The sequence below is a fragment of the Desulfovibrio gilichinskyi genome (assembly GCF_900177375.1).
GTDB lineage: Bacteria > Desulfobacterota > Desulfovibrionia > Desulfovibrionales > Desulfovibrionaceae > Maridesulfovibrio > Maridesulfovibrio gilichinskyi.
Window position 1 is genome coordinate 283,882 of the sequence record NZ_FWZU01000005.1, and the last position, 22,189, is coordinate 306,070.

The 22,189-nt window shown below is 43.0% G+C and carries 18 protein-coding genes; 11 read left to right on the top strand and 7 right to left on the bottom strand.

Annotation, left to right across the window (positions count from 1 at the left end):
• Positions 1 to 106 precede the first annotated feature (106 nt).
• The 5 genes from B9N78_RS15180 to B9N78_RS15200 all read left to right on the top strand — a co-directional run bounded on the left by B9N78_RS15180 (position 107) and on the right by B9N78_RS15200 (position 6,835).
• Positions 107 to 835 carry an urease accessory protein UreH domain-containing protein gene (locus tag B9N78_RS15180; RefSeq protein ID WP_085103805.1) on the top strand — a complete coding sequence of 243 codons (729 nt, stop codon included), beginning with the start codon at positions 107 to 109 and terminating at the stop codon, positions 833 to 835.
• A gap of 16 nt (positions 836 to 851) precedes the next feature.
• On the top strand, positions 852 to 1,268 hold the full coding sequence (locus B9N78_RS15185; protein ID WP_085103807.1) for a MarR family winged helix-turn-helix transcriptional regulator: 417 nt from the start codon (positions 852 to 854) through the stop codon (positions 1,266 to 1,268).
• A gap of 551 nt (positions 1,269 to 1,819) precedes the next feature.
• Entirely contained in the window at positions 1,820 to 3,910 is a 2,091-nt protein-coding gene (locus tag B9N78_RS15190; protein WP_085103809.1) for a ribonucleoside triphosphate reductase, read from the top strand.
• A gap of 175 nt (positions 3,911 to 4,085) precedes the next feature.
• A complete protein-coding gene (locus B9N78_RS15195; RefSeq protein WP_085103811.1) occupies positions 4,086 to 4,316 on the top strand; it encodes a hypothetical protein in 231 nt (76 codons plus the stop codon).
• 206 nt (positions 4,317 to 4,522) lie between these two features.
• Entirely contained in the window at positions 4,523 to 6,835 is a 2,313-nt protein-coding gene (locus B9N78_RS15200; RefSeq protein ID WP_085103813.1) for a methyl-accepting chemotaxis protein, read from the top strand.
• A 99-nt stretch (positions 6,836 to 6,934) separates the two neighbouring features.
• On the opposite strand, the gene nhaB is transcribed toward B9N78_RS15200, so the two are convergent.
• The 7 genes from nhaB to B9N78_RS15235 all read right to left on the bottom strand — a co-directional run bounded on the left by nhaB (position 6,935) and on the right by B9N78_RS15235 (position 14,468).
• The gene (gene nhaB, locus B9N78_RS15205; protein WP_085103815.1) at positions 6,935 to 8,425 is read right to left on the bottom strand and encodes a sodium/proton antiporter NhaB; all 1,491 of its coding nucleotides are present in this window, start codon (positions 8,423 to 8,425) and stop codon (positions 6,935 to 6,937) included.
• A gap of 47 nt (positions 8,426 to 8,472) precedes the next feature.
• Positions 8,473 to 9,912 (bottom strand): transferase, encoded by a 1,440-nt coding sequence (locus tag B9N78_RS15210; protein WP_085103817.1) that lies wholly within the window; start codon positions 9,910 to 9,912, stop codon positions 8,473 to 8,475.
• 134 nt (positions 9,913 to 10,046) lie between these two features.
• Positions 10,047 to 11,519 (bottom strand): SLC13 family permease, encoded by a 1,473-nt coding sequence (locus tag B9N78_RS15215; protein ID WP_085103819.1) that lies wholly within the window; start codon positions 11,517 to 11,519, stop codon positions 10,047 to 10,049.
• Between the two features lie 7 nt (positions 11,520 to 11,526).
• Positions 11,527 to 12,096, bottom strand: coding sequence for a transcriptional regulator (locus tag B9N78_RS15220; RefSeq protein WP_085103821.1), 570 nt, complete (start codon positions 12,094 to 12,096; stop codon positions 11,527 to 11,529).
• A gap of 2 nt (positions 12,097 to 12,098) precedes the next feature.
• Positions 12,099 to 12,485: a response regulator gene (locus tag B9N78_RS15225; RefSeq protein WP_245805571.1), complete on the bottom strand. Its 387-nt coding sequence runs from the start codon at positions 12,483 to 12,485 to the stop codon at positions 12,099 to 12,101.
• A gap of 242 nt (positions 12,486 to 12,727) precedes the next feature.
• The gene (locus tag B9N78_RS15230; RefSeq protein WP_085103823.1) at positions 12,728 to 13,063 is read right to left on the bottom strand and encodes a NifB/NifX family molybdenum-iron cluster-binding protein; all 336 of its coding nucleotides are present in this window, start codon (positions 13,061 to 13,063) and stop codon (positions 12,728 to 12,730) included.
• Positions 13,064 to 13,067: 4 nt separating this feature from the next.
• The gene (locus tag B9N78_RS15235; RefSeq protein WP_085103825.1) at positions 13,068 to 14,468 is read right to left on the bottom strand and encodes a sigma-54 interaction domain-containing protein; all 1,401 of its coding nucleotides are present in this window, start codon (positions 14,466 to 14,468) and stop codon (positions 13,068 to 13,070) included.
• Between the two features lie 149 nt (positions 14,469 to 14,617).
• Here B9N78_RS15235 and B9N78_RS15240 point away from each other — a divergent pair, with 149 nt between their 5' ends.
• From B9N78_RS15240 to B9N78_RS15265, 6 genes are all read left to right on the top strand, one after another.
• On the top strand, positions 14,618 to 15,607 hold the full coding sequence (locus B9N78_RS15240) for a glycosyltransferase family protein (protein WP_085103827.1): 990 nt from the start codon (positions 14,618 to 14,620) through the stop codon (positions 15,605 to 15,607).
• A gap of 10 nt (positions 15,608 to 15,617) precedes the next feature.
• Positions 15,618 to 16,439 (top strand): TatD family hydrolase, encoded by an 822-nt coding sequence (locus B9N78_RS15245; RefSeq protein ID WP_085103829.1) that lies wholly within the window; start codon positions 15,618 to 15,620, stop codon positions 16,437 to 16,439.
• A 21-nt stretch (positions 16,440 to 16,460) separates the two neighbouring features.
• Entirely contained in the window at positions 16,461 to 17,234 is a 774-nt protein-coding gene (locus tag B9N78_RS15250; protein ID WP_085103831.1) for a WecB/TagA/CpsF family glycosyltransferase, read from the top strand.
• A 67-nt stretch (positions 17,235 to 17,301) separates the two neighbouring features.
• Positions 17,302 to 19,227 (top strand): P-loop NTPase fold protein, encoded by a 1,926-nt coding sequence (locus B9N78_RS15255; RefSeq protein ID WP_085103833.1) that lies wholly within the window; start codon positions 17,302 to 17,304, stop codon positions 19,225 to 19,227.
• 83 nt (positions 19,228 to 19,310) lie between these two features.
• Positions 19,311 to 19,745: a GNAT family N-acetyltransferase gene (locus tag B9N78_RS15260; protein ID WP_085103835.1), complete on the top strand. Its 435-nt coding sequence runs from the start codon at positions 19,311 to 19,313 to the stop codon at positions 19,743 to 19,745.
• A gap of 41 nt (positions 19,746 to 19,786) precedes the next feature.
• On the top strand, positions 19,787 to 22,189 hold the full coding sequence (locus B9N78_RS15265; protein WP_085103837.1) for a tetratricopeptide repeat protein: 2,403 nt from the start codon (positions 19,787 to 19,789) through the stop codon (positions 22,187 to 22,189).

Below are 22,189 nucleotides of genomic sequence, written 5' to 3' on the forward strand. Positions count from 1 at the left end.
GTCTGCCTTTTCTATTGTAAATATAGTTTGACTATCAAGCTAATTTTGTGCAAAGAGTTTTGAAGCACGAATAGTTTGATAATCAAATTATATTTAGGGGATCAAAATGGAATTTGAAACTATATTTCTGGTGGCACTGCAAAGCAGTTTTTTTATCGGCCTCATTCATGGTATTAATCCATGCGGGCATTCGTGGCTTATGCTTGCTCCTTTTGTTTACGGTGAGAAAAAAGGAAGCCGTGTTTTTTCACTGACTTCCGCTTTTGTAATGGGAACATCAATTGCCTGTCTTCTTATCGGTTTTACATTGGGATCTATTTCTTTGGCCATTCCGGCATCATTTGAATACGTCGTGGATATTGTGACCGTTTGTGTCTTGATCGGTTTAGGGGCAATCTTAATAGTTAAGCCGGAATTGCTCCATAGCCATGACCACGAGCATGGGCCTGATGAGCACAGTCACGAGCATGAACACAGTCACGCTCATGATCATGATTGCCAGTGCGGAAACGATTGTGAAGCTAAATCTGCAATTCGCAGTGTGACTTTCTGGAGTCTTTTTTCAATCGGTTTCTTCAATATGCTTGTGCCGTGTCCAACTGTTGCAATTATGTACTCATACGCGCTTGATTCCGGCAGTGTTTTCAAGGGAACAGCCGTTTTTGCAAGTTATGCCATAGGAACAGGAATAGCTCTTTCTGCCGTGATTTACGCTATTTATAAGGCTGCCGGTTTTATCCGTACTTTGGAACAGGGATGGGTTGAGCCTCTTGTAATGAGAACCGCCGGAGTTATGACAATAGCTTTCGGAATTTACAGCTATACAACTATGTAAATAATATGGAGTGCTAATGAGTCCTTTAAATAAACTAAATCAGAGTGTTATAGAATTTTATGAAAAGTTGTCATCTTGGGAGAATGATATTGTCCGCGGGAAGGGGATTACTCTTCCTCAGATGCACACTCTGGAGGTGCTCGGCAGTCAGCAGCCTATGCGGATGAAAGAGCTTGCACAGGGGATGGGGATAACAACCGGAACCCTGACCGTTCTCGTAGACAGACTTGAAAGCAAAGGTTTTGTATGCCGCAAGCCTCACGATTCTGATCGTCGCTCTATTCTTGTTGAATTGACCGAATCCGGTGAAGCCATGTTTGCAGAACATGATCGGTTACATCTGCGTCTGATTGATGAGCTTACTGCTGAAATCTCAGACTCCGAGCGTGAAGTTTTTTTGAGTTGTCTTGAAAAAATGAATAAAGCATTTTGAGTTATTTAAATTTGTCATAAAATTTCTCATGAAAACAAATTGTTAAAAAGTTATGAACAAAAAACGAACAATTGTGGAAAAGTGATGTTCGTTATCTTTCCATCCTTACTCTCGCAAGGGATTTCAGAGAACTTTCACGAAAATGTCTAGAAGTTCTTGACCCAAAGCTGAGGTTTGATAAACTCTCCTGAGTCGTTTTTGAACTTCAGCTGTCCGGAAATTTCGGATAATTTCAGGAGATCCGGTTAGAATCCGGGGCGGTTCTGCCGCTGTGAAATTTCTTCGCTAAGGAGAAATAAAAGCCAGCCCCCTGACTGAAGCCTGCCTGCCTTTTGCAGGCATTTATTCCATTTTCCGGAGAGCCAATAAAACTTACGGCTTCCGGTCTAAAGTCCTGCAGGATGAGCCTTCCGGGCTGCCTGCGCCATAAGCTCAGATCAGAATCTCCATACGGGAGCCAAGTAAGTCAGCAACTTTTCCGTTGCGCCTCTTCTAGTGCTTTGCTTTGTGGATGATGTTCTGTGCGGACAACCACTTAACAGGTAATATTGATGCCAAAACAAATTTTGAAACGTGATGGAAGACTTGAGTCATGGTCAACAGCCAGAATCTCTGAAGCAATTTTCAAGGCTCTTAAAGCAAGCGGAATAAAAGATCCTCTCTTGAGTAAGCGTCTGGGCAAAAAAGTTGAGCAGAAGCTTGCAGAATTCGACGTTCCTGAGCAGGAAACAGTTCAGGATATGGTGCAGTTGGTTCTGATGGAAAGCCGCCTCTATTCCGTTGCAGAGCGTTACATTATATATCGTGAAAAAAGACGTGAACTTCGTAAACAGGATGAAGCTTATCTGGATATTACCGGAACGATTGAAAGTTATCTGGATCGTTCAGACTGGCGCGTAAATGAAAACTCAAATATGGGACATTCCTTTCAGGGACTCATGCTGCACATGTCAGGAGCTGTTCAGGCTCGCTACTGCCTTGAAAAATATCCTGAAGAAATCAGACTTGCTCACGAGCATGGTTATTTTCATATCCACGATCTTTCTTTCGGCCTTGCAGGATATTGCGCAGGCTGGTCACTCCGCGATCTGCTGATTGAAGGGTTCGGTCTTCGCGGCCGCTGCTCATCTTCTCCGGCTAAGCATTTTGATTCTGTTACCGGACAGATGGTCAATTTTCTTGGAACATTACAGAATGAATGGGCCGGAGCTCAGGCTTTCAACAACGTAGATACTTATCTTGCTCCTTTTGTCAGACATGACGGCCTTGATTATACCCGTGTTAAGCAGATTATCCAGAAGTTGATATTCAACCTGAATACCACTTCCCGCTGGGGCGGACAGAGTCCTTTCACCAATTTCACTTTTGATATGGTTCCTCCTAAGCACATTGCCAGCGAGCCTGTTATCATCGGCGGAGAATTTCAGGATACCACTTACGGTGAATATGCTGCTGAAATGGAGATGATTAATAAAGCGTTTGTAGAAGTCATGCTCGAAGGTGATTCTGACGGACGTATTTTTTCCTTCCCGATTCCTACTTACAACGTAACTCCTGATTTTCCTTGGGAAACTGAAGTTGGTGAACTGCTTCTGGAAATGACCGCCAAATACGGCGCACCGTATTTCCAGAACTTCATCAATTCCGACATGAATCCGGAAGATGTCCGCTCCATGTGCTGCCGTCTGCAGATGGATGTCAGAGAAATCCGCAAAAAAACAGGCGGTCTTTTCGGCGCAGGTGACCTGACCGGTTCTATCGGTGTTGTTACTCTTAATCTTCCTAAGCTTGCTTACCTTGCTCAGGGTGAGGAAGACTTCCTTGACCTCGTTTCGGAATATGCGACTCTTGCCAAGGATTCTTTGGAGTTCAAGCGCAAGCTGGTTTCAGCCAACTTTGAAAGCGGTATGTTCCCGTTCTCACAGCATTACTTGAAAAACGGATTTAAGGGACATTTCAGTACCATCGGATTGATCGGCGGTAACGAAGCATGTCATAATATGCTTGGTAAAGGCATTGAAACTGAAGCCGGAACCAGATTAATGCAGCGTGTTCTTAACCATTTGCGTGATCTAGTTGTTAAGTTTCAGGAAGAAACAGATAATCTGTACAATCTTGAAGCAACTCCCGGTGAAGGCACATGCTATCGTCTGGCTAAGATTGATAAGAATCTCTATGCGGATATTTACACTGCAGGGGACGAAGTACCTTACTACACAAATTCAACTCTGCTGCCTGCCGGAGCAACGGAAGATGTTGTTTATGCTCTTGAACATCAGAATAAATTGCAGACACTTTATAATGGTGGAACAGTTTTTCATACTTTCCTTGGTGAAGCTGTTTCAGATACAAAAGCGTTACGTAATTTCATAATCAAGGCCATGACCAATACTAAGATTCCATATATATCAGTAACTCCTACTTTCTCAATCTGCGATGATCACGGTTATCTGTACGGTGAACATTTTGAATGCCCTACCTGCGGTAAGGATGCGGAAGTCTACACCCGTATCGTGGGCTATTATCGCCCTGTTAACCGCTGGAATAAAGGTAAGCAGGAAGAATACAAAGACAGGGCTGAATATGGACATTCTTCGTGCGGGTGCAGTGCTCCCGGTGGAATCGTCGTAGAATCCTTATAGTTAATTCATGGATTTTAGTTAAGTTAATGATTATCAGGTCCGGAAGGGGGTTCTCTTTCGGACCTTTTTTATTTAAAATTCATGATAAAGTATTTTACTGCAAAATCTTGCAGAAGTTTCCGTGCAAGGTTAATTTGTGCCTGTGAACAGTAAAAATTTAACCACTTATTAATTTATGATATTATCTTCCAGCCAGTTAAGGGCCTTGCGCCAGAGAAATGATGAAGAACTTCGCAAAGGTAATTTTGCGAAATACGGATACCCTGCGAATACAATACAGGATCTTCTCCAAACTATTGAAGCTTTAAAAAGCGAAAAGAAAAAATGGAAGAAAGTAGCTCAGGAGCGGGGAGAATTGTTAGGTAGACTAACGGGGATGCTTGAGGAATATAACAAGCAGAAATGAATTTACTTTAAATCGGAATTATAGCCGCATTGCGAAAGCAATGCGGTTTTTTTGGGATTTGAAAATCGTATTTTAAATCTAATGATAAAATATATAATAAATAATTTTTATATTGGTTGTGTTACTTTCTGTTTCCGTAGTTGGTGAGACACTATTTTTAGGAGCACTGCCTGTAAGGAGTGAATCCTTTTTTACAGGAGATAAGTATGAAAGTTAAAAGTATTAATACAAAATTAGCCTTTTGGATTACAGGGATTGTATTTGCCTGTATCGTAGTTTTTGTTGTCGTTGTCAGTTCACTTACCAATAACGCCGTTTTTGAAATTCAAAAGCAGAATATGGAAGTCTTGAATTTGAAGTTGGTTCAGGAAGCAGAAAGCTTTCTAGATATTTCACGACTTGACCTGAAAGGCTATGCCAGCAACCGCGAATATCTTCATTCATTCGTGGATTCTTATGTTCGTGCCGGCATAAATAAATCTTTGAAGAGTAGGATTGAGGAACATGGCGGTATGCAAGCCATGGCAGGTTTTGATAAAACCGGGAAAATTATTTTTGGTCTGGATAATAAAGGTGAAAATCTTGCAGGCCTTAATTGGGGAAACAAAGAGTATGTTCAAGATATTCTTAATGGGAAGGACTTTTCCATTTCTGATATTATCAAGCTGAAAGGGGATAACAGTCATGTTGTTATGATGGCTGTTCCTGTAAAGGATCCCGGTGGGCGAATGTTCGGAGGTTTTCTTATTGGTCTGGATTGGGATAAATATGCTAACGATTTAATTCATGATGTCAGTATCGGTAAGCATGGCTATGCATATATTATCAGCAGTGACGGACATTTTCTTGCTCATAAGGACCCTAGTCTTGTTGGAGAAGATGTCTCCGCGTATGATTTTATAAAGAAAACTCTTTCCGCTAAAAAAGGTTTCATCTCGTATGAATGGCAGGGCCAAGAAAAAGTCCAGTCGTTCATGAATGTTCCTATGACAGGCTGGGTTGTGTGTATGTCTGCGTATGTTTCAGATTTAACAGAGGCCGCAACCTATGAAAGGAATATTTTGATAGCCATGGGATTCGGTATGATTTTGTTTTTGGTTGGAACCATTGTTTTTATTACGCGTAAGCAGGTGATTGCCCCGATGGATCTGATTAAAGATTTCACCTCAGAAATTTCGCAGGGTAATTTTAAGGCCGAGCTTGATGGAATCTTTACCTGCGAACTGTTAGAGCTTTCTGATAACATCAAGCACATGGTTGCAGAGCTTAAAAACAAGCTTGGATTTTCTGAAGGAGTTCTCAAGGGAATATCGACTCCCTGTATTGTTGCTGATGCTAACGAGAAGGCCCTTTTTGTAAATCAATATATGTTGGATCTTTTCAATCGGCCGGGAGTGCCCGCAGATTACATAGGCAGAACCGTTGGTGATGTTGTTTATGGAGAACCTTCACGCTCAACCATTGTAACTAAAGCTATTAAAGAAAATCGTGAGCATAATAATTTAGAAATGGATCTTAACCATCCAAGTGGTGATGCCTTCAATTTGCTGGTAAATGTCTCACCTCTGTTCGACCTTGATGAACGCATGCTAGGCGCAATTTTAATGGCGACCGATATGACGGAGATCAAAAAGCAACAGCGAATTATTGAAGAAAAAAATATCATGATTTCTGATGCCGCTGAAAGTGCAACAGAAATTTCAAATCAAGTCGCCAGTTTTTCGGAAGCCCTTGCAGCTCAGATTGAGCAGTCCAGCAGAGGGGCTGAAGAACAGAGTGCAATGGCCAGTGAAGCCGCTACCGCAATGGACGAGATGAACTCAACTGTTTTTGAAGTAGCTCGCAATGCCTCAACTGCAGCAGGTAGCGCTGATGTCGCTCAGGAAAAAGCTCTTGCCGGTGATAAGATGGTTGTTAAAGCCGTTGAAACCATTGCGGAAGTTCATGCCATCTCTGATGCTTTGAGTCATGATATGGCGGAACTCGGCACGCAGGCTGAAGGTATCGGGCATATTATGGGCGTTATTACTGATATTGCCGATCAGACAAATCTTCTTGCTTTGAACGCTGCTATTGAAGCAGCAAGAGCAGGAGAAGCAGGACGGGGCTTCGCGGTAGTTGCTGATGAAGTAAGGAAACTTGCAGAAAAGACTATGACAGCTACGGGTGAAGTCGGATCTTATATTACCCAGATTCAAAATAGCACCCGTAAGAATATTGTAAGTGCTGAAAAATCGACAGAATCTATTTTGACAGTTACCGAGCTGATTAATAAGTCCGGTGATATCTTGAAAGAGATAGTTGCCAGTATCTCGGAAACGAGTGATCAGGTTCGCAGCATTGCAACCGCTTCGGAACAGCAATCTGCAGCCAGTGAAGAAATAAGCCGTTCAACAGGCCAAATCAATACTATTGCCGGAGAAACAGCCCAGGCAATGACAGAGTCTGCTGAGGCCGTAAGCCGATTGACATCTCTTGCCCGTGAATTGAATGCGATCATTGCTAAGATGCAGGGCTGATAAGATTATTTAACATTCTTTAAAGCAACCACGAATAAGCCCCCCTGTAGAATTAAATTCTACAGGGGGGCTTTTTTTTTACGGTATAAAACTAATTATTTATAACAACCACCAGACTGCGCCGAGTCCGGTAAATGTCATTACGATTGTGTACGGAAATGCCAGCTTAACCATTTCTCCGTAAGAGAGTCTGATCAGAGGCGCAATTGCGGACGTGAGCAGGAACAGGAATGCTGCCTGTCCGTTAGGAGTGGCCACACTTGGGATGTTTGTTCCTGTGTTAATGGCTACAGCCAGCAGATCGAACTGTTCTTTGGTAATTGCGCCGCTCAGGAATGCCGCCTTTGTTTCTGATATGTATACCGTTGCAACGAATACGTTATCGGAAATCATGGAAAGTATGCCGTTCGCCAGATAGTAGGCTGCGAGCTGAACTTTTCCTTCAAGTCCCAGTACTAAATGAATAACCGGAGCAAAAAGATGCTGTTCGTGAATGACCGCAACTATGGAGAAGAATACAACCAGAAGAGCTGTAAACGGAAGAGCTTCTTCAAATGCATGGCCTATGCGATGTTCTTCTGTTACGCCGTTAAGAGCTGTAAGAGTTACTATGATGGTCAGACCTATGAGTCCTACTTCCGCAAGGTGGAAAGCCAGAGCGAATATTAAAAAGACAGCTGCACAAGCCTGAATAAGCAGGGCCGCTTTTTGTGTAAAGCTCATCTGCTCATCTTTTTTAATGTCTTCTTCTTCAAGAATCTGGCGGACACTGTCAGGGAGTTTAAAGCCGTATCCGAAAAAGCCGGTGACTTCGAGGGCCACACAAGTCAGAAGGCCCATAGCCAGAACCGGCATGGAGACTGGAGCTGTTCTATAGAAAAACTCCATAAATTCCCAGTTCATAACATGCCCGATGAGCAGATTCTGAGGCTCTCCTACTATGGTACACACTCCTCCGAGGGCTGTACCGACGGCTCCGTGCATAAGAAGGTTCCTTAAGAAACCTCTGAATTCTCCAAGATGGTTGGCACACTCTTCCGTCAGAGAGGTGTCATCTGTCAGTGAGCATTGACCTGAAGATGCAAATCTATGGTATATTGCATAAAATCCGTATGCAACGGCAATAAGAACTGCTGTAACAGTAAGAGCATCAAGGAAGGCAGACAGAAATGCACCTGAAAAACAGAACAGCAGCGAAATAACGATTTTTGATTTGATGCGAAGAAGTATCTTTGTAAAGGCATACTGGAGCATGTCCTTCATAAAGTAGATACCGGCAACCATGAACATTAAAAGAAGAATAACCGGGAAGTTGTGCAATGTTTCGTTATAGACCGACTTCGGGGAAGCCATGCCTAAGATAATGGCTTCAATTGCGAGAAGCCCACTCGCCGGCAGTGGATAGCATTTTAAGGCCATTGCAAGTGTAAAAATGAATTCTGCAATCAAAACCCATCCGGTAATAAACGGGCCTGAAACAGCCAGAAGTATCGGGTTGAGAACTAGAAATCCGATTATGGTCAGTTTGTACCAATCCGGTGAGTTACCGAGAAAGTTTTTCTGAAGGGCTTGTGAAATTGTTTTGGGCACGAAGTACTCCTTTTTATTAGCTCGTTACAGGAAAAACCATTTTGAGACTAAAGCTCACTAGGCTCTAACGGGTCGATTGACAGTTCCGGGTAAAGGCCTTTCAAATCACCTTCCGGATAAGGCTGAAGAATATTGAAAGAGATGTCCTGAGTCTGCTGGGCATGCCCTGCTTTTTCATCTGATCCGTCCCAGAAAGCTCCATTGCATTCAAGGATATGTTCAATCCGAAGTCTGAATCTCTCAACAAATTTAGCACCGATGCCTTCAAACGTCAGGTTTCCGAGGCGGAACTGACCTTTGAGAGCTGCAAAATCAGTTAGAGAAAGAGAGTGCATCTCAAGGTCTTCCTGCTTGCTGATATATCCCCACACAAGACAGTTTTCGGGTATTTTGATCGGCTCCTGAGCATCAATAATTGTGTGAGGCATGATGATTGATTTTGCCCCGACTTCAATTTGACATTCTTTTTTGCCATTCAAAAAAGAGTTGAATCCGACAAACACATGGCGTTGCAGGTGGCTGTAAATAACCTTTCCACCGTGCGCGGTAACGTCTTCACCGTCATAGACTGAATTAATTATATAACAGTTTTCCTGTGCATTGGAGCCAGGCCCCAGAATTGAATCCTCAAGGTAGGCTCTCTGAGCGATAAGAACATTTTTATCAACTTTACATGTTCCTTTGATTACCGCGTAAGGGCTGACTGACGCCCCTTCCGGTACATCAATCATATTTTCAGGATTCACAGCGGAGTAAATGGGAATAAAGTCTTCTTTTCTCTCCGCAAAAAAGTCCATGAACATGCCTTTAGGTCTGCTGTCTTCAATGCGGATATATTTAGCGAGGACTTCAGTCGGGAACTGATAGTTGAATTCAAAGGCTCCGTCGGCCTTGACCCATACGCGTCCGGGGCGGATTCGTTTATGCGAAAGCTCACCAGCCTGAACGTATGAGTAAGATCCTATGGCGCAATCATGACAGATGGATAGATCAACAGTTGAAAAAGGTTCCAGAAAACATCCTTCAACAGACGTGCCGTGGATGTTTGCGTAATGCAGGGAGACGGTGTTTGATATTTTGAAAACTTCCAGGTTCTCAGGATCGTGTGAATTATTGTGAACCAGCGTTTTCATTAGAAAACTGTCTCTGATGTAAATAACTTCATCATCACGAAGTTTTATGTTGTGACCGCTCACGGCAACAAGATGCCCCTTCCGTTTCAGTTCATCACCGCGAATGTCGCTTTTATGAAGAATTGAATGGTCAACAACACATTTCCCAAGAAAGTACGTTCCACCGACACTTGAATGTCGGAAGTGGAATTTGAGAGGGTGAGTGTTCGTTAAAGAGTAGAATGCGTAGTACAGTGCGAAACTGTCTTTGGGGATGAGGTCCTTGATGAAAGGACCAACATCGACAAGCGGCTCACGAAGATTGATATTCACGCGATGCACGATATGGTCGATAAGCTTATTCAGCTGTTTCATTTCCTTCTCGCTTTTTATTTGTGCCGGAAGTCGTAGGTGGAAACCGGAACTGGTTGATATACAACCTGAACGGTTCCGGCATATGCCGGAACCGTTCAGGTTCCTTTACAATTCGTTCCTATACCTTGTTATCGCTAACCGGGCAAGGTTACAGGCATTCCCATGATAGGCCAAAGAACTAAAACCGCAAAACCTACTACGATCAGTAATATTATGCTGGCCGGTATTCCATAGAGAAAGAATTCTCCAGGGGTGAATTGTCCGGAATCATAAGCGATGGCGTTAGGAGCTGCGCCTACCAGCAACAGAAACGGCATACCCGCAACTGCAAGGGCTACGAACAGAATTACTTCCGGAGCTACTCCTAAGTAAGGAGCAATAACCAGAGCAACCGGCAGTGAAATTGCAATTGCGGCTACGTTCATAATGAAGTTGGTCATCATCAGGACGAAGAAGGCTATGGACATTACAAAGATGAACCAGTGCGCATTTTGAAAGATAGTCAGCCAGTTTACAGCCATCCACTTTGCTGCGCCTGTTTCCCACAGGCAGAAACCTATAGACATGGCTCCTGCGAAGAGAAGAATAATGTTCCATGGAATATCTTCGAGATCATTGATATCGAGGATTTTGAAAATAAAAAATGAGATTGAAGAAACTAGAATAAGTGCGGTTTTATCAATAGCTTTAAGTTCAGGGATAAACGATCTTAAGCTCATTATAAGGATAATTGATCCCACAAGGACTGCCGCCATTATTTCATCACGGCTGAGCGGGCCCATCTGCTTGTTCAGTTCTCTTGCTTTTTCCCGCAGTCCGGGAATGGTCGCCTTTTCGGGTTTGAGGACGATCATAAAGAATCCCCAAAGCAGGAATACCATACCCCAGCCTATAGGGGCCATGTAGTAGGTCAGTTCAAAGAAAGTGATATCTTTTCCTAAAATCTCTTGGAAAAAGCCGATGGCAACGGCGCCGCGCGCAGCACCGAGAAGAGTAATAACGGAACCGGCGCCTGCAATATAGGCCATGCCTATAAAGAGTCCTTTCCCGAATTTAGTGGGCTTGTCTCCTTCACCGTACAACGCGTAAATTGCTAAAAGGAGCGGATAGATTGTAGCTGCGACCGCGGTGTGAGCCATAATATGGGTCAGCAGGGCGGTGACAATGAAAACGCCGAGATAAATATTCTTTGTTTTTTCGCCGACGATGATCAGCATCTTGTATGCAAGGCGTTTGGTAAGTCCGGTCTTGGTGAAGACAAGTCCGATCATTATGGAAGCAAAAATAAAGAGAACAGAAGGGTCCATGAAATCTTTAAATGCGACTTTTGCAGGGCGGATGAAAAACATAGCCTGCAATACGCCGATTGCCAGTGATGTTACGCCGATTGGAACAACTTCAAATACCCACCAGACTCCGGCCAGCAGGAAAACTCCGATTGCTCCTTTGGCTTCCTGAGACAGTATAAAATGCTCCCCCATAGGGTCGATAGCATCAGGCCATGCCGGGCAATAGTAAACCACTGTGAACAGAGTTAAACCGAGCAGCATGAAGAAAAGTCTTTTAAAATCAAAAGATTTTGATTGTGATAGAGTGGCAGTGCTCATATCTGAATTACTCCTTGATCGTATCCGTAGTTTCTATTGCACAGGAAAGGATTGACTCTCTTACTTTTTCAAAGACATCACCAAGGCGAAGTACCCCTGTGATTGTTTTGTCCTTTTTAACAAGAATAGGCTGATGGATGCCTACAATGTAAGAGTGGAGAGCTTTGTCCAGACTGTCGTCCTCTTCTAAAATTTCAGAGAGAGCAGCCGTGTACATTATCTTTTCAATTTTAACGTCGCTGATGCGTTTGCAAAGAGTATGCATAGGTTCATCCCAAAGATTGAAATCCTTAAAAACTCTTTGAACGAAATTTTTATCCAGAAAGTTATTCTGATTCTTGGAAAGGAGTTTGAAATAGGAAGGCTCCATATGCATGAAAATATCAAGGATCGTCAGCTTGCCGACTATATTTCTATTTTCGTCTTCCACAAGAATGTCGCGGTGGGGATGGGATAACTTTTTATCTTCTCCCTCTTTGACCAGTTTGAGCATGGCCTGATGAACTGTAGTGTCTTTACTGACACGGCTGTATTCTTTCACCGGAATCATGACATCTTTTACTTTAATGTCTTCCATGTTTACCCCCTGTAGCGGTTGTCGGCGGAGCGCAACGTCTTGATTAAAACTGCAATGTCGACTGGAACTGGAACTTCAGCACATGCTCCCAGATTCATAGCCTCAATTGAGAGTGGAATCGTGTTGTGCCGAGTAATTAAAATAATCTTTAAGTCAGGAACGATTGTTGTAATGTTTTTCATAAATGAAAGTGAATTTCTTCCAAATCCGGATAAACCAAGTACAATGGTCTGCAACTTGTTTTTTATTATAAACTTATGAGCTTCATCCAGATTGTCGGACTCAAAAACGCTCAGCCCCTCTCTTCTGAGCCTTGTAGCTAAGTTTTCGCGAAATTCCGTGTCATTTTCAACAATCATTATTTTCATTTGGCCGAGTGTATGTTTCACTTGCTAACCGTAAACTCGGCTTTTGCAACGTGTGCCGGGGAATGAGCATTCTGTATGCCATAAGAAAATAAGTAATTCATAACAGCTTCTTAAATGTAGTGGAAGGTTTTAGCTTACTTTTTGTTGGCACTTATTGAAACAATATGAAACGTTGGCAGTGACTCTTTTTGAAACAAAAAGAAACAACGCTGAACTGCAAGCGAAAATATTATTAAGGATATAGAGAGTTATGAGGAAAGGGCTTAGGAAGAATAGAAATTCGAACCGGCTGCGAGCTGCTGGTTCTTGTGGGCATCAATTACTTTTTTTATCGGGCCGATTACATTATCGAGCACTTTGATGCCCTTCCATACTAAATACTGGTAATGCTCGTCATCAATTCCGCCGCAGATTACAGTGTCGGTTTTATCAGATGTTGCAAGGGCGCATAAATCTTCAGCGGAAGCTTGCGGAAGAACAATAATTCGTTCGTCATAGTCTCCGTTTGACCTTATTTTGACTAAGAGAACGTCAGTGGCAAGGTCGAAGCGCGGAGCTACTTCGTCGTTAAATAAGGGAATGAGTAGTTTCTTATCCATCTGATTATCCGTTAATGGAGTGTTTTTTTATTTTGCGCCAGAATGTGGATCTGCTCCAGCCGAGGGAATTGGCTGCATCGGCTTTTCGTCCGCCGTTTTTAATCAAAGCTTCCATAATCATTTGCTTTTCTGCATGGTCCCAGCTTTCAGCAGGGTTGTATTCTTTTTGTATAGTTTGTTCTGAGGATGTTTTTGCGGATTCAATTACAGGGCGCAAAATGTCCTGCTCTGTAAGGTATGCAGGAAGATGCTCTGTCCCGATGCAGTCCCGGTCACAGAAATTTACTGCGTACTCCACAATGTTACTAAGTTCACGGACATTTCCCGGGAAGTTGTAACCAAGAAGTATTTTGGCTACTTTTTTAGTGAAACCCCTAATTTTCTTATTAAATTTTTTGCTGTATTCTTTTAAAAAATGATTCTTAAGAAGAAGAATATCTTCCCCCCTTTCTCTAAGCGGCGGCAGGTGAAGATGAACTACGTTCAGTCTGAAAAGCAGGTCAGCTCGGAACATTTTGTCGTGAACCATTTGCTTTAAATCCCGATGCGTCGCAACAATTATCCGCACATTTGCTTTGAATCCTTTTGAACTTCCAAGCGGGTAAATCTCCCTGTCATCAAGAAACGAGAGCAGTTTAACTTGAAGGGACAGTGGCAGATCGCCTACTTCCGTCAGGAAAAATGATCCGTTGTGGGCCAGTTTGATGCGTCCGGGGCGGTTTTCATGTGCTCCTGTAAAAGCCCCTTTCACGTGGCCGAAAAGTTCTGATTCTAGCAGTGTTTCCGGCAAAGCTCCGCAGTTAACTTTGATAAACGGACCTCCTGCGCGGTCGGATGTGTTATGCAGAGCCTCGGCAAGTACATCTTTTCCTGTTCCGGTTTCTCCGGTGATGAGAACAGATGAATCCGTAGCGGCTATGCTCGGGATCATACTGAAAACTTTCACCATTTGCGGGCTTGTCCCGATAAGTCCGCCGACTGAATAGGCTTTGCTAGCGCTACTGCTCAGCTCCGCAACCTGCCGGATATCTTGAATTGTTTCTACAAAACCAGAGAGCTTGTTGTCGCCGGAAAAAATGGGAGCGATGGTCAGCCTGATAGGAATTTTGATTCGTGACCGGTCTATAATATCGGCATCTGTTGCAATGGAATTGAAGCTTGTTTTACCTGCCATTACAGGGCAGCCTCTAAAGCAGTAATCGCAGCGGAGCCCCAGCATGCATTTGAGGCCGATTACGGAATCAGGTTCGGCTCCTGTCATGATCTGCCATGTGCGGTTTACTATTTCTATTCTGCCGTTGATATCAAGGATAGCAATGCCTATAGGGACTTCATCAAGAAGGTCCGGCAGAAGAATCTGCTGATCTAAAAGTTCGCTTACAGGGTATGATTTTTCGTTTTTCACGGGGCCAAGTTAACATGCCTTACGTTAGAAAGTCATCTTTATAAGTATGAAAAAAAGGTTTATTTCTGGATAATTGGTTACAAAGTGTTGCTTACAGTTCGTACTTTTCAAAGCTCTGTTTTTGGGGTTATATTCGGTCAGGAAAAACTATGAATACATATATATTTATACCGCCGGTCAGAAAGCCTACCGGAGGTATCACCGTTTTTTGTCAGATAGCCTCTATCCTTGCGCGTCAGGGAAAGAATGTCCGCCTTGTTCTGCGTGAAGCAGGCAGCTGGATGCCCCCTTTACTTGAAGGAGATCCGAAGCCGATTTTGTGGGATGAGCTAAAGCTTTGTAAAGATGATCTATGGCTTGTGCCGGAAGGATGGGTAAACAGCCTTGCTCCCGGTCTTAATTCCGGCGCAAAGTGCGTTGTTTACTGTCAGAATTGGGCGTATCTTTTTTCTTCTTTGCCGGAAGGCGTTTCATGGCGGAATCTGCCTGTTTCATTCTTAGCTGTATCGCATCCTGTTGAATGGTTTATGCAGCAGACCCTTGGCACCATTTCGCCCATATTAAGGCCCGGTATAGATACAAATCTTTTCTATCCGCCTGAAAATATTGCTGATGGCCCGCTTAGAATTGCTTACATGCCGCGTAAAAACAAAGCATTAGTCAGTCAGATTAAATCTATTTTCGAAACCCGTAATCCAAACTGTGATGTGCGCTGGGTTGAAATTGCCAATATGGACGCACAGGGGGTGGCTGCTGCTTTAAGAACCAGCCATATTTTTCTGGTATCAGGATTCCCTGAAGGATGCCCGCTTCCGCCGCTTGAAGCTCTTGCATCCGGTTGTATACCCGTAGGTTTTTCCGGCTTCGGCGGGTGGGATTACATGCGCCAGCTTGATGGAGCTGTTTTTAAACCATGGTGGCCGCTGCGTGATGTTGAATGGTCCGGCAACGGATTCTGGTCGGCTGACGCGGATGTGCTTGATGCGGCGTTTAATCTTGAAAAGGCTCTTAATCTATGGCGCGAAGGCGGTGCTGCGCTTGACAGCGCACTGGCCTCAGGGCAACAAACCGTCCGTTCCTATACGCTGGAAATTCAGGCCGAAACAGTTCGCAAGATATGGGATAATTTTCAAAGTTAAGATTAAAAATATGTCAAAAAAGAATAAAGTAAGATCATTGCCGCAGACTGTCGGCATAAATGTACCCGGCGTTGAAACTCATGCACACCTTGATATGGAAGATTTTAAAGAAGATCTGCCTGAAGTAATGGCAAGGGCTAAAGAATGCGGAATTGCGAAGATAGGTAATATTTTTCTAGGATCGCAGATATACGAAGCGAATCGCACTCTTTTTGATGCATATCCTGAAGTGTTTTTCCTGCTCGGAATTCATCCCAATGATGCAGATAAATATACCGATGCGGAGGGAGAAGCCATTCGCGCTGCATTCAAGTCGGACAGCCGTTTGAAAGCCGTCGGCGAAATCGGGCTGGATTTCTACTGGGACGATGTTTCCCCTGATGTTCAGGAAAAAGCTTTCCGCGCTCAGCTTGCACTTGCTGATGAACTTGATGTTCCCGTTGTGATCCACAGCCGTGATGCCCATGAAAAAACTTTGGAAGTTTTGGACGATTACGGTTGGTCCGGCAAACCGCTGCTCTGGCACTGCTTCGGTTCTGATATTGCCACAGCGAAAAGGATTCTTGATAACGGCTGGTACATCTCCATCCCGGGGCCGATTACCTACAAGAAGAATGAAGAGGCGCAGGAAGCCGCAAAGTATATTCCGCTTGAGCGGATGGTTCTTGAAACAGATTGTCCTTACCTTTCTCCTGAACCGTGGCGCGGCAAGCGCAATGAACCAGCGTATGTGGTCTTCACTGCCGCAAAGGTAGCGGAGCTTAAAGGAATGGACGTAAATGAGCTTTGGGCTGCCTGTGCTAAGAATGCATATGATTTTTTCAGGCTGTAGTTTTTTATATGAGTATAATTAATGATTGAAAGCGACAAAATTATACGGTTCATGGGGTTGCGCATGCACACATGGACTATGAGCGAAACCGTGGATGAGATTTTCAGTCGGTTAAAGTACGGGCTGTTCACTCAGCATGTGGTGGTTAATGCGGCTAAGCTTATAAATATGGACCGGGATAAATCGCTTCGTGAATCTGTTGAAGGTTCTGATATCATTAATATTGACGGCATGAGTATAGTCTGGGGGGCGCGCTTTTTAGGGCATGATGTAAAGGAGAGAGTCGCGGGCTTTGATCTGTTTTATGCACTTCTGGATCGTGCACGAGAAGAAGGTGAGCCTGTTTTTCTGCTGGGCGCTAAGCCGGAAGTTGTGGAAAAAGCGGCCGCAAATCTAAGAATAAAATATCCTGAGCTTAATATAGCAGGCTTTCACCACGGCTATTTTTGGGATGACGAAGAATCTGTTGTAAAAGAAATTGCCAAGTCCGGCGCAAAGTTGCTCTTTGTCGCCATTACCTCACCTAAAAAAGAAAATTTCATTCATCGCTGGCAGCAAGAGCTGGGCGTAAACTTCGTAATGGGCGTTGGCGGAACATTCGATATTGCCGCCGGAATATCTAAGCGCGCACCTGAATTTATGCAAAAACACGGGCTGGAATGGTTTTATCGTTTGGTTCAGGAACCGCGCAGAATGTGGAAGCGGTATCTTGTTACTAATGCTTTGTTTGCTGTGAAATTGCTTAAGTTTAAGATTTTTGGGCGGTTTGCCAGCCGTGATAAAGATATTTTTTAAGAAAATTGTAGAGTGGATTAAACAAATATTTACTTCTTCGTAGTCAGGCGAAGAAAGGATTCCTAAGATGTTGAATCAGCATATTACCGATTATCTTCAATACTACGTGGATTCTAAGAAGAACCCTGATCATGCGGTAATGCTTAATGGACCTTGGGGGTCTGGGAAAACTTGGTTTATTAAGGAATTTGTTAAGGATTTTACCCCCACATATCAAGAAGTAATGAAGTTTTTTCATGTAAGTTTATATGGGACAAAATCCATAGAAGATATTGACGGTGAACTTTTTCGGCAAGCACATCCATTTTTGTCTTCAAGGTCTATGATAATAGGCAAGGCCGTAGCAAAAGGGTTTATGAAAGGGTTTTTGAAAATAGATTTAGACGGAGATGGAAAAGAAGATTTTAAGATTGAGCCAAATGATTTAAAGGGGGCTGTTACAGCTGATGATTTAGAAGAAATCAAGCCTGTTCTTATCTTTGATGATTTGGAACGATGTCCAATCGATATTATAGAGTTGCTGGGTTACATTAACCATTTTGTTGAAATACAGGGATATAAGGTTATCATCTTAGCGCATGAAGATGCTTTAAAAAAGAGATGGGAGAAAGCTAAAGATGGTAAAACATCTCATCGCTACGAAGAGATTAAAGAAAAGTTAGTAGGTAAAACGTTTACAGTTGAACCTAATGTTAGTGCCGCGATTAGTTCATTTGTTGATGATATTGAGCATGAGAAAAGCAAAGTCATATGCAAAAAGAATATTGAAGCTATCGAAATAATTTTTAATGAGTCTACATATAATAATTTGCGGCATATAAAGCGAGGGATTTGGGACTACTCTCTATTTGTGAATACTATTTCTGACAACGCTACAATTATGGCTAATGATGATTTTCTTAGTGATATGCTTAATTTGTTTTTGATTTATACGATTGAAGCTCGGAAGGGAATTATGAAAACAATGCATGATATAACAAATCCTTTAATACAGGTGATGATGGAAAAATATCGAGATGAAAAACCTTCAGAAGTCAGTACCGCTTTAAAAAAATATTCAATTGTTAATGCTGAAAATGCTCTTATTCGTTCTGAGATATGGGATTTTCTTCTTTTTTCAAAGAATGCAGTGTCTATATCTACGGTTGAAGAATCAATTTTAAGTACTTTTTATTTTTATAATGAGTCAACACCTGCATGGAAAAGATTATGGAGATATTACGATCTTGAAGATTCAGAATTTAGGGAACTTAAAAAAATAGTAGAAATTCAATTTAGTGAGTGTGATTTTGAATGCCCTCAAATACTTCTCCATGTTTTTGGCATTTTTTTACAATTGAATAAGGAAAATCTTATAAAATTAGATAAGCAAGAACTGGTTTCACGAGCAAATATGAATGTTGATATATTATTACAAAGAGGACTTTTATATACCAAAGACGTCTTAAGTAACGAGTACCTTGCCTTTAAACTTGATCGAGGATGGGATGGGCTCGGATATCATTGCGTTGAAAGTGAATTATTTATAAATGTGTGGAATTATATTAAAGCACAACTTTTAGTTGGCAAGCAATCTTTTTTAGAGGAAAAGTCTAAATATTTGTCGGTATTAATGGCTAAAGATCCAAATGCCTTTTTACAGTTAATTGTCCATACAAATTATGGAGAGAATCATTTTTTTGATAAACCTGTTCTACAGTATATTTGCCCGGTAGAGTTTGCTAGATGTTTTGCTAATTTAAGTAATGCAGGCAAAATGAGCATTCATAGCGCGATTTCTTTACGGTATGAAGCTTTTCGGGTTGATGCTCTTGTCGAAGAAGCAGAATGGCTTGAAAATGTACGCAGAGAAATAGAAAAAGAATCAATAAAATATCAAAATGAAGTGAGTTCAATTCATTTCGCCACCATGAATAATTATATTGATAACTCACTAAGAGATTTAAAAGAAGCAAAAGAAAAAGCCGCTTCATTAACCACCCCTCATACATAAATCAAAAAATCGGAAACGGTACCTAATCAGGAAAATTTTGTTTGCTGTGAAATTGAATAAGTGTAAATTATTCTGGTAAAAAAATGTCTAAAATAATTAGAGAATCCATTGCAGCAGATTATCCTCTTCTTAGTGAAATCTGGCTCCGTGCTTCCATAAAGGCCCATTCTTTTGTTCCAGATGAATTTTGGGAAAGTAAGGTAGATATTATGCGTGATGAATATCTGCCAGCATCTGAAACTTGGGTTATTGAAAACGGTTGTAGCTTGGCCGGATTCTTTTGTCTTGTGGATGATGTGCTTGCAGCTATCTTTATTGCTCCGGAATGGCAGAAGAATGGTTTTGGTTCTCGGTTAATGGAGAAAGCAAAGAAGCTGCGTACACGGTTGGAATTATCCGTTTATACTGCTAACTCCAGTGCAATTGATTTTTATAAATTTCACGGTTTTAATATTGTTGATAAGCGGCAGGACGTGCATACTTCATGTTCTGAGTTTGTTATGGAGTGGAAAGGTTAACAGTTTACGCTTTCGGGCTGAGTAACACATGAGGAATTCTTGTGAATCCAGATGAAAACGGACAATTATGTGATGAACTGAAGCTTATTTCAGACCGTGCTTACTCGCTTTTTTCTGCGGGGCAGGTAGAACCTGCACAGGCTCTTTGGTCCCGTGTTGTAAAGCTTGATCCTGATCACGCTGTTGCTCTTTTCATGCTCGGTCTATGCGCTCAGAAGCGTGGTGATCACACTGCTGCTGTTGATTTTCTTACACGCGCTTCCATCCTCATTCCTAATGAAGCTGATATTCTTAATTCCCTTGGTGTTTCTCTAAAAAATCTAGGCCGTCCGGCAGAGGCTTTTATTGTTTTTGAGCGGGCTTTGGCTTTGCAGCCGGATGACGGTTTTGCTGCATTTAATGCTGGCACGGTCCTGATGGCTCTTGGCCGTCTGGATGAAGCCGCGCGATATTTTAAAATTTCCGCTCAAACTGCGGAGCTTCACGCTGACGCACTGGAAGCTTTGATTCAAGTCTTATGCAAGCTTGATAAGGACAATGAAGCCTTGCCTGTCTGTGAGAATCTTATTGTTGCGGACCCTCGAAATCCGGCCGGACATTTCTGGCTTTGTGATATTCTGGCCCGTTTGAACAAGCCGGAGCAGGCTCTTCCTCATTCTCGGTGTGCGGTGGACCTTGCTCCTGATAATCCTGTGTATCTGTCTCAACTTGGCGATATTCTGCATAAGCTTGGTCGAAATGATGATGCTGTTTTGCGTTACCGTGACTCCTTGGAACATGATCCTGTTGATGTCAGTACTCGTAATAATCTTGGTGCGGCTTTAAAAACACTTGGTAAGTACGGGCTGGCGGAAGAAGAGTTTAAGCGTTGCCTTGAAATTGATCCGAATCATCTCTCCGCTCTGGTTAATCTAGGTGTTTCAGCTAAGGAATCAGGGGATGCCGCTAAGGCTTCAGGGTATTTTGAACGGGCTGTCTCCATTGCCCCTGCTGATCTGGATCTTAAACTTTATCTGTGTATGAGTCGCATCCCTTTTTATTATGACAGTGATGAAAAAATAACCCTTTGCCGCGAAAAGTATGAGCATGATTTGAATGATCTTTACAGCGCAGTTGCCAACGCTGAGATAAACGGTGATAAAAAATCTCTGGCAAAGCTTGCTGACGCAGTGGGAAAGCTTCAGCCTTATTATCTGCCGTATCAGGGGCAGTGTGACCGTAAGCTTATGAAAACTTACGGCTTTGTAATTTCCAAAGCTGTGAATGTAAGTTTTTCAGAAACAGTCACGAAGGGGCAAAGTTCATTCCCCGTCATACCAATGGTCCCCAAAGAAGGGGAGCGCATACGGGTAGGTATTGTCTCGGGACATTTTCGCAATCATTCTGTTTGGAAGATGCCTGTTAAGGGGTGGGTGTCCGGCCTTGATCGTAAACGATTTGAAGTCATCGGCTACAGCACTTCTCAGTTGGTTGATAGTGAAACAGATGTTGCGCGGCAGACTTTTGATAGTTTCAGAGATAATCTGAAAACGGTTACGGCTCTGGCTGAGTCCGTGGGCGGTGATGCTCCGCATGTCTTGATTTACCCGGAACTTGGAATGGACCCGCTTTGCGCTAAGTCGGCTTGTTTACGGTTGGCTCCGGTTCAATGCGTGTCTTGGGGGCATCCTGAAACCAGCGGCCTGGAAAGCATAGACTACTTTCTCTCCAGTGATTTGATGGAACCTGTAGATGGTCAGGAACATTACAGTGAACAGTTAGTCCGGCTGCCGGGGCTGGGTATCGATTATATTTATTCTTTGCCTGATCCAAGCGGAGATAGTCGGGCTGATTTCGGCCTTGCTAAAACAGATGTTGTTTATCTGTGTTTGCAGACACTTTATAAGTATTTGCCGCAGCAGGACAAAGTTTTTGCCGAGATAGCGAAGCGTGTTCCTGATTCACGCTTTGTATTTATTGAAAACAGCGGAGCGAGTCATCTTAACCGTCGTTTTCGTACCCGTCTTGAAAAGGTTTTCAGCGGGGCAGGTTTGAACCAACATGAACGGCTGGTCTTTTTGCCCTCGCTGCCGGGTGATCGCTTTCAGGCATTGATAGGTTTGGGTGATGTCTTTTTAGATTCTTTCGGCTGGTCCGGCTGTAATTCAAGTCTTGAGGCCATGTCTAAAAATGTTGCACCAGTGACATTTCCCGGCATGCTCATGCGGGGCAGGCATACGGCGGCGTTTCTTAAGCGCATGGATCTTGGCGAGCTGATAGCTTCTTCTGTCGAAGATTATGTCGAGAAAGCCGTTCTCCTTGGACTTGATCCGGATTATCGCCGCAAAATGGCAAACCTTATTCGTGAACGCATCAATCTCTGCTATGACGGCAGTGACGCAGTGAAAGGCTTAGAGAGTTTCCTTGAGGAAGCCGTTCGCCTGCTGCCTAAGATCGATTCTTAA

Excerpts from the sequence above, each read along its gene's own strand:
- B9N78_RS15210 (WP_085103817.1), bottom strand. The coding sequence starts at position 9,912 with ATGAAACAGCTGAATAAGCTTATCGACCATATCGTGCATCGCGTGAAT.
- B9N78_RS15190 (WP_085103809.1), top strand. The coding sequence starts at position 1,820 with ATGCCAAAACAAATTTTGAAACGTGATGGAAGACTTGAGTCATGGTCA.
- B9N78_RS15240 (WP_085103827.1), top strand. The coding sequence starts at position 14,618 with ATGAATACATATATATTTATACCGCCGGTCAGAAAGCCTACCGGAGGT.
- B9N78_RS15200 (WP_085103813.1), top strand. The coding sequence starts at position 4,523 with ATGAAAGTTAAAAGTATTAATACAAAATTAGCCTTTTGGATTACAGGG.
- B9N78_RS15215 (WP_085103819.1), bottom strand. The coding sequence starts at position 11,519 with ATGAGCACTGCCACTCTATCACAATCAAAATCTTTTGATTTTAAAAGA.
- B9N78_RS15250 (WP_085103831.1), top strand. The coding sequence starts at position 16,461 with ATGATTGAAAGCGACAAAATTATACGGTTCATGGGGTTGCGCATGCAC.
- B9N78_RS15255 (WP_085103833.1), top strand. The coding sequence starts at position 17,302 with ATGTTGAATCAGCATATTACCGATTATCTTCAATACTACGTGGATTCT.
- B9N78_RS15245 (WP_085103829.1), top strand. The coding sequence starts at position 15,618 with ATGTCAAAAAAGAATAAAGTAAGATCATTGCCGCAGACTGTCGGCATA.
- B9N78_RS15185 (WP_085103807.1), top strand. The coding sequence starts at position 852 with ATGAGTCCTTTAAATAAACTAAATCAGAGTGTTATAGAATTTTATGAA.
- B9N78_RS15260 (WP_085103835.1), top strand. The coding sequence starts at position 19,311 with ATGTCTAAAATAATTAGAGAATCCATTGCAGCAGATTATCCTCTTCTT.
- B9N78_RS15220 (WP_085103821.1), bottom strand. The coding sequence starts at position 12,096 with ATGGAAGACATTAAAGTAAAAGATGTCATGATTCCGGTGAAAGAATAC.
- B9N78_RS15195 (WP_085103811.1), top strand. The coding sequence starts at position 4,086 with ATGATATTATCTTCCAGCCAGTTAAGGGCCTTGCGCCAGAGAAATGAT.
- B9N78_RS15230 (WP_085103823.1), bottom strand. The coding sequence starts at position 13,063 with ATGGATAAGAAACTACTCATTCCCTTATTTAACGACGAAGTAGCTCCG.
- B9N78_RS15180 (WP_085103805.1), top strand. The coding sequence starts at position 107 with ATGGAATTTGAAACTATATTTCTGGTGGCACTGCAAAGCAGTTTTTTT.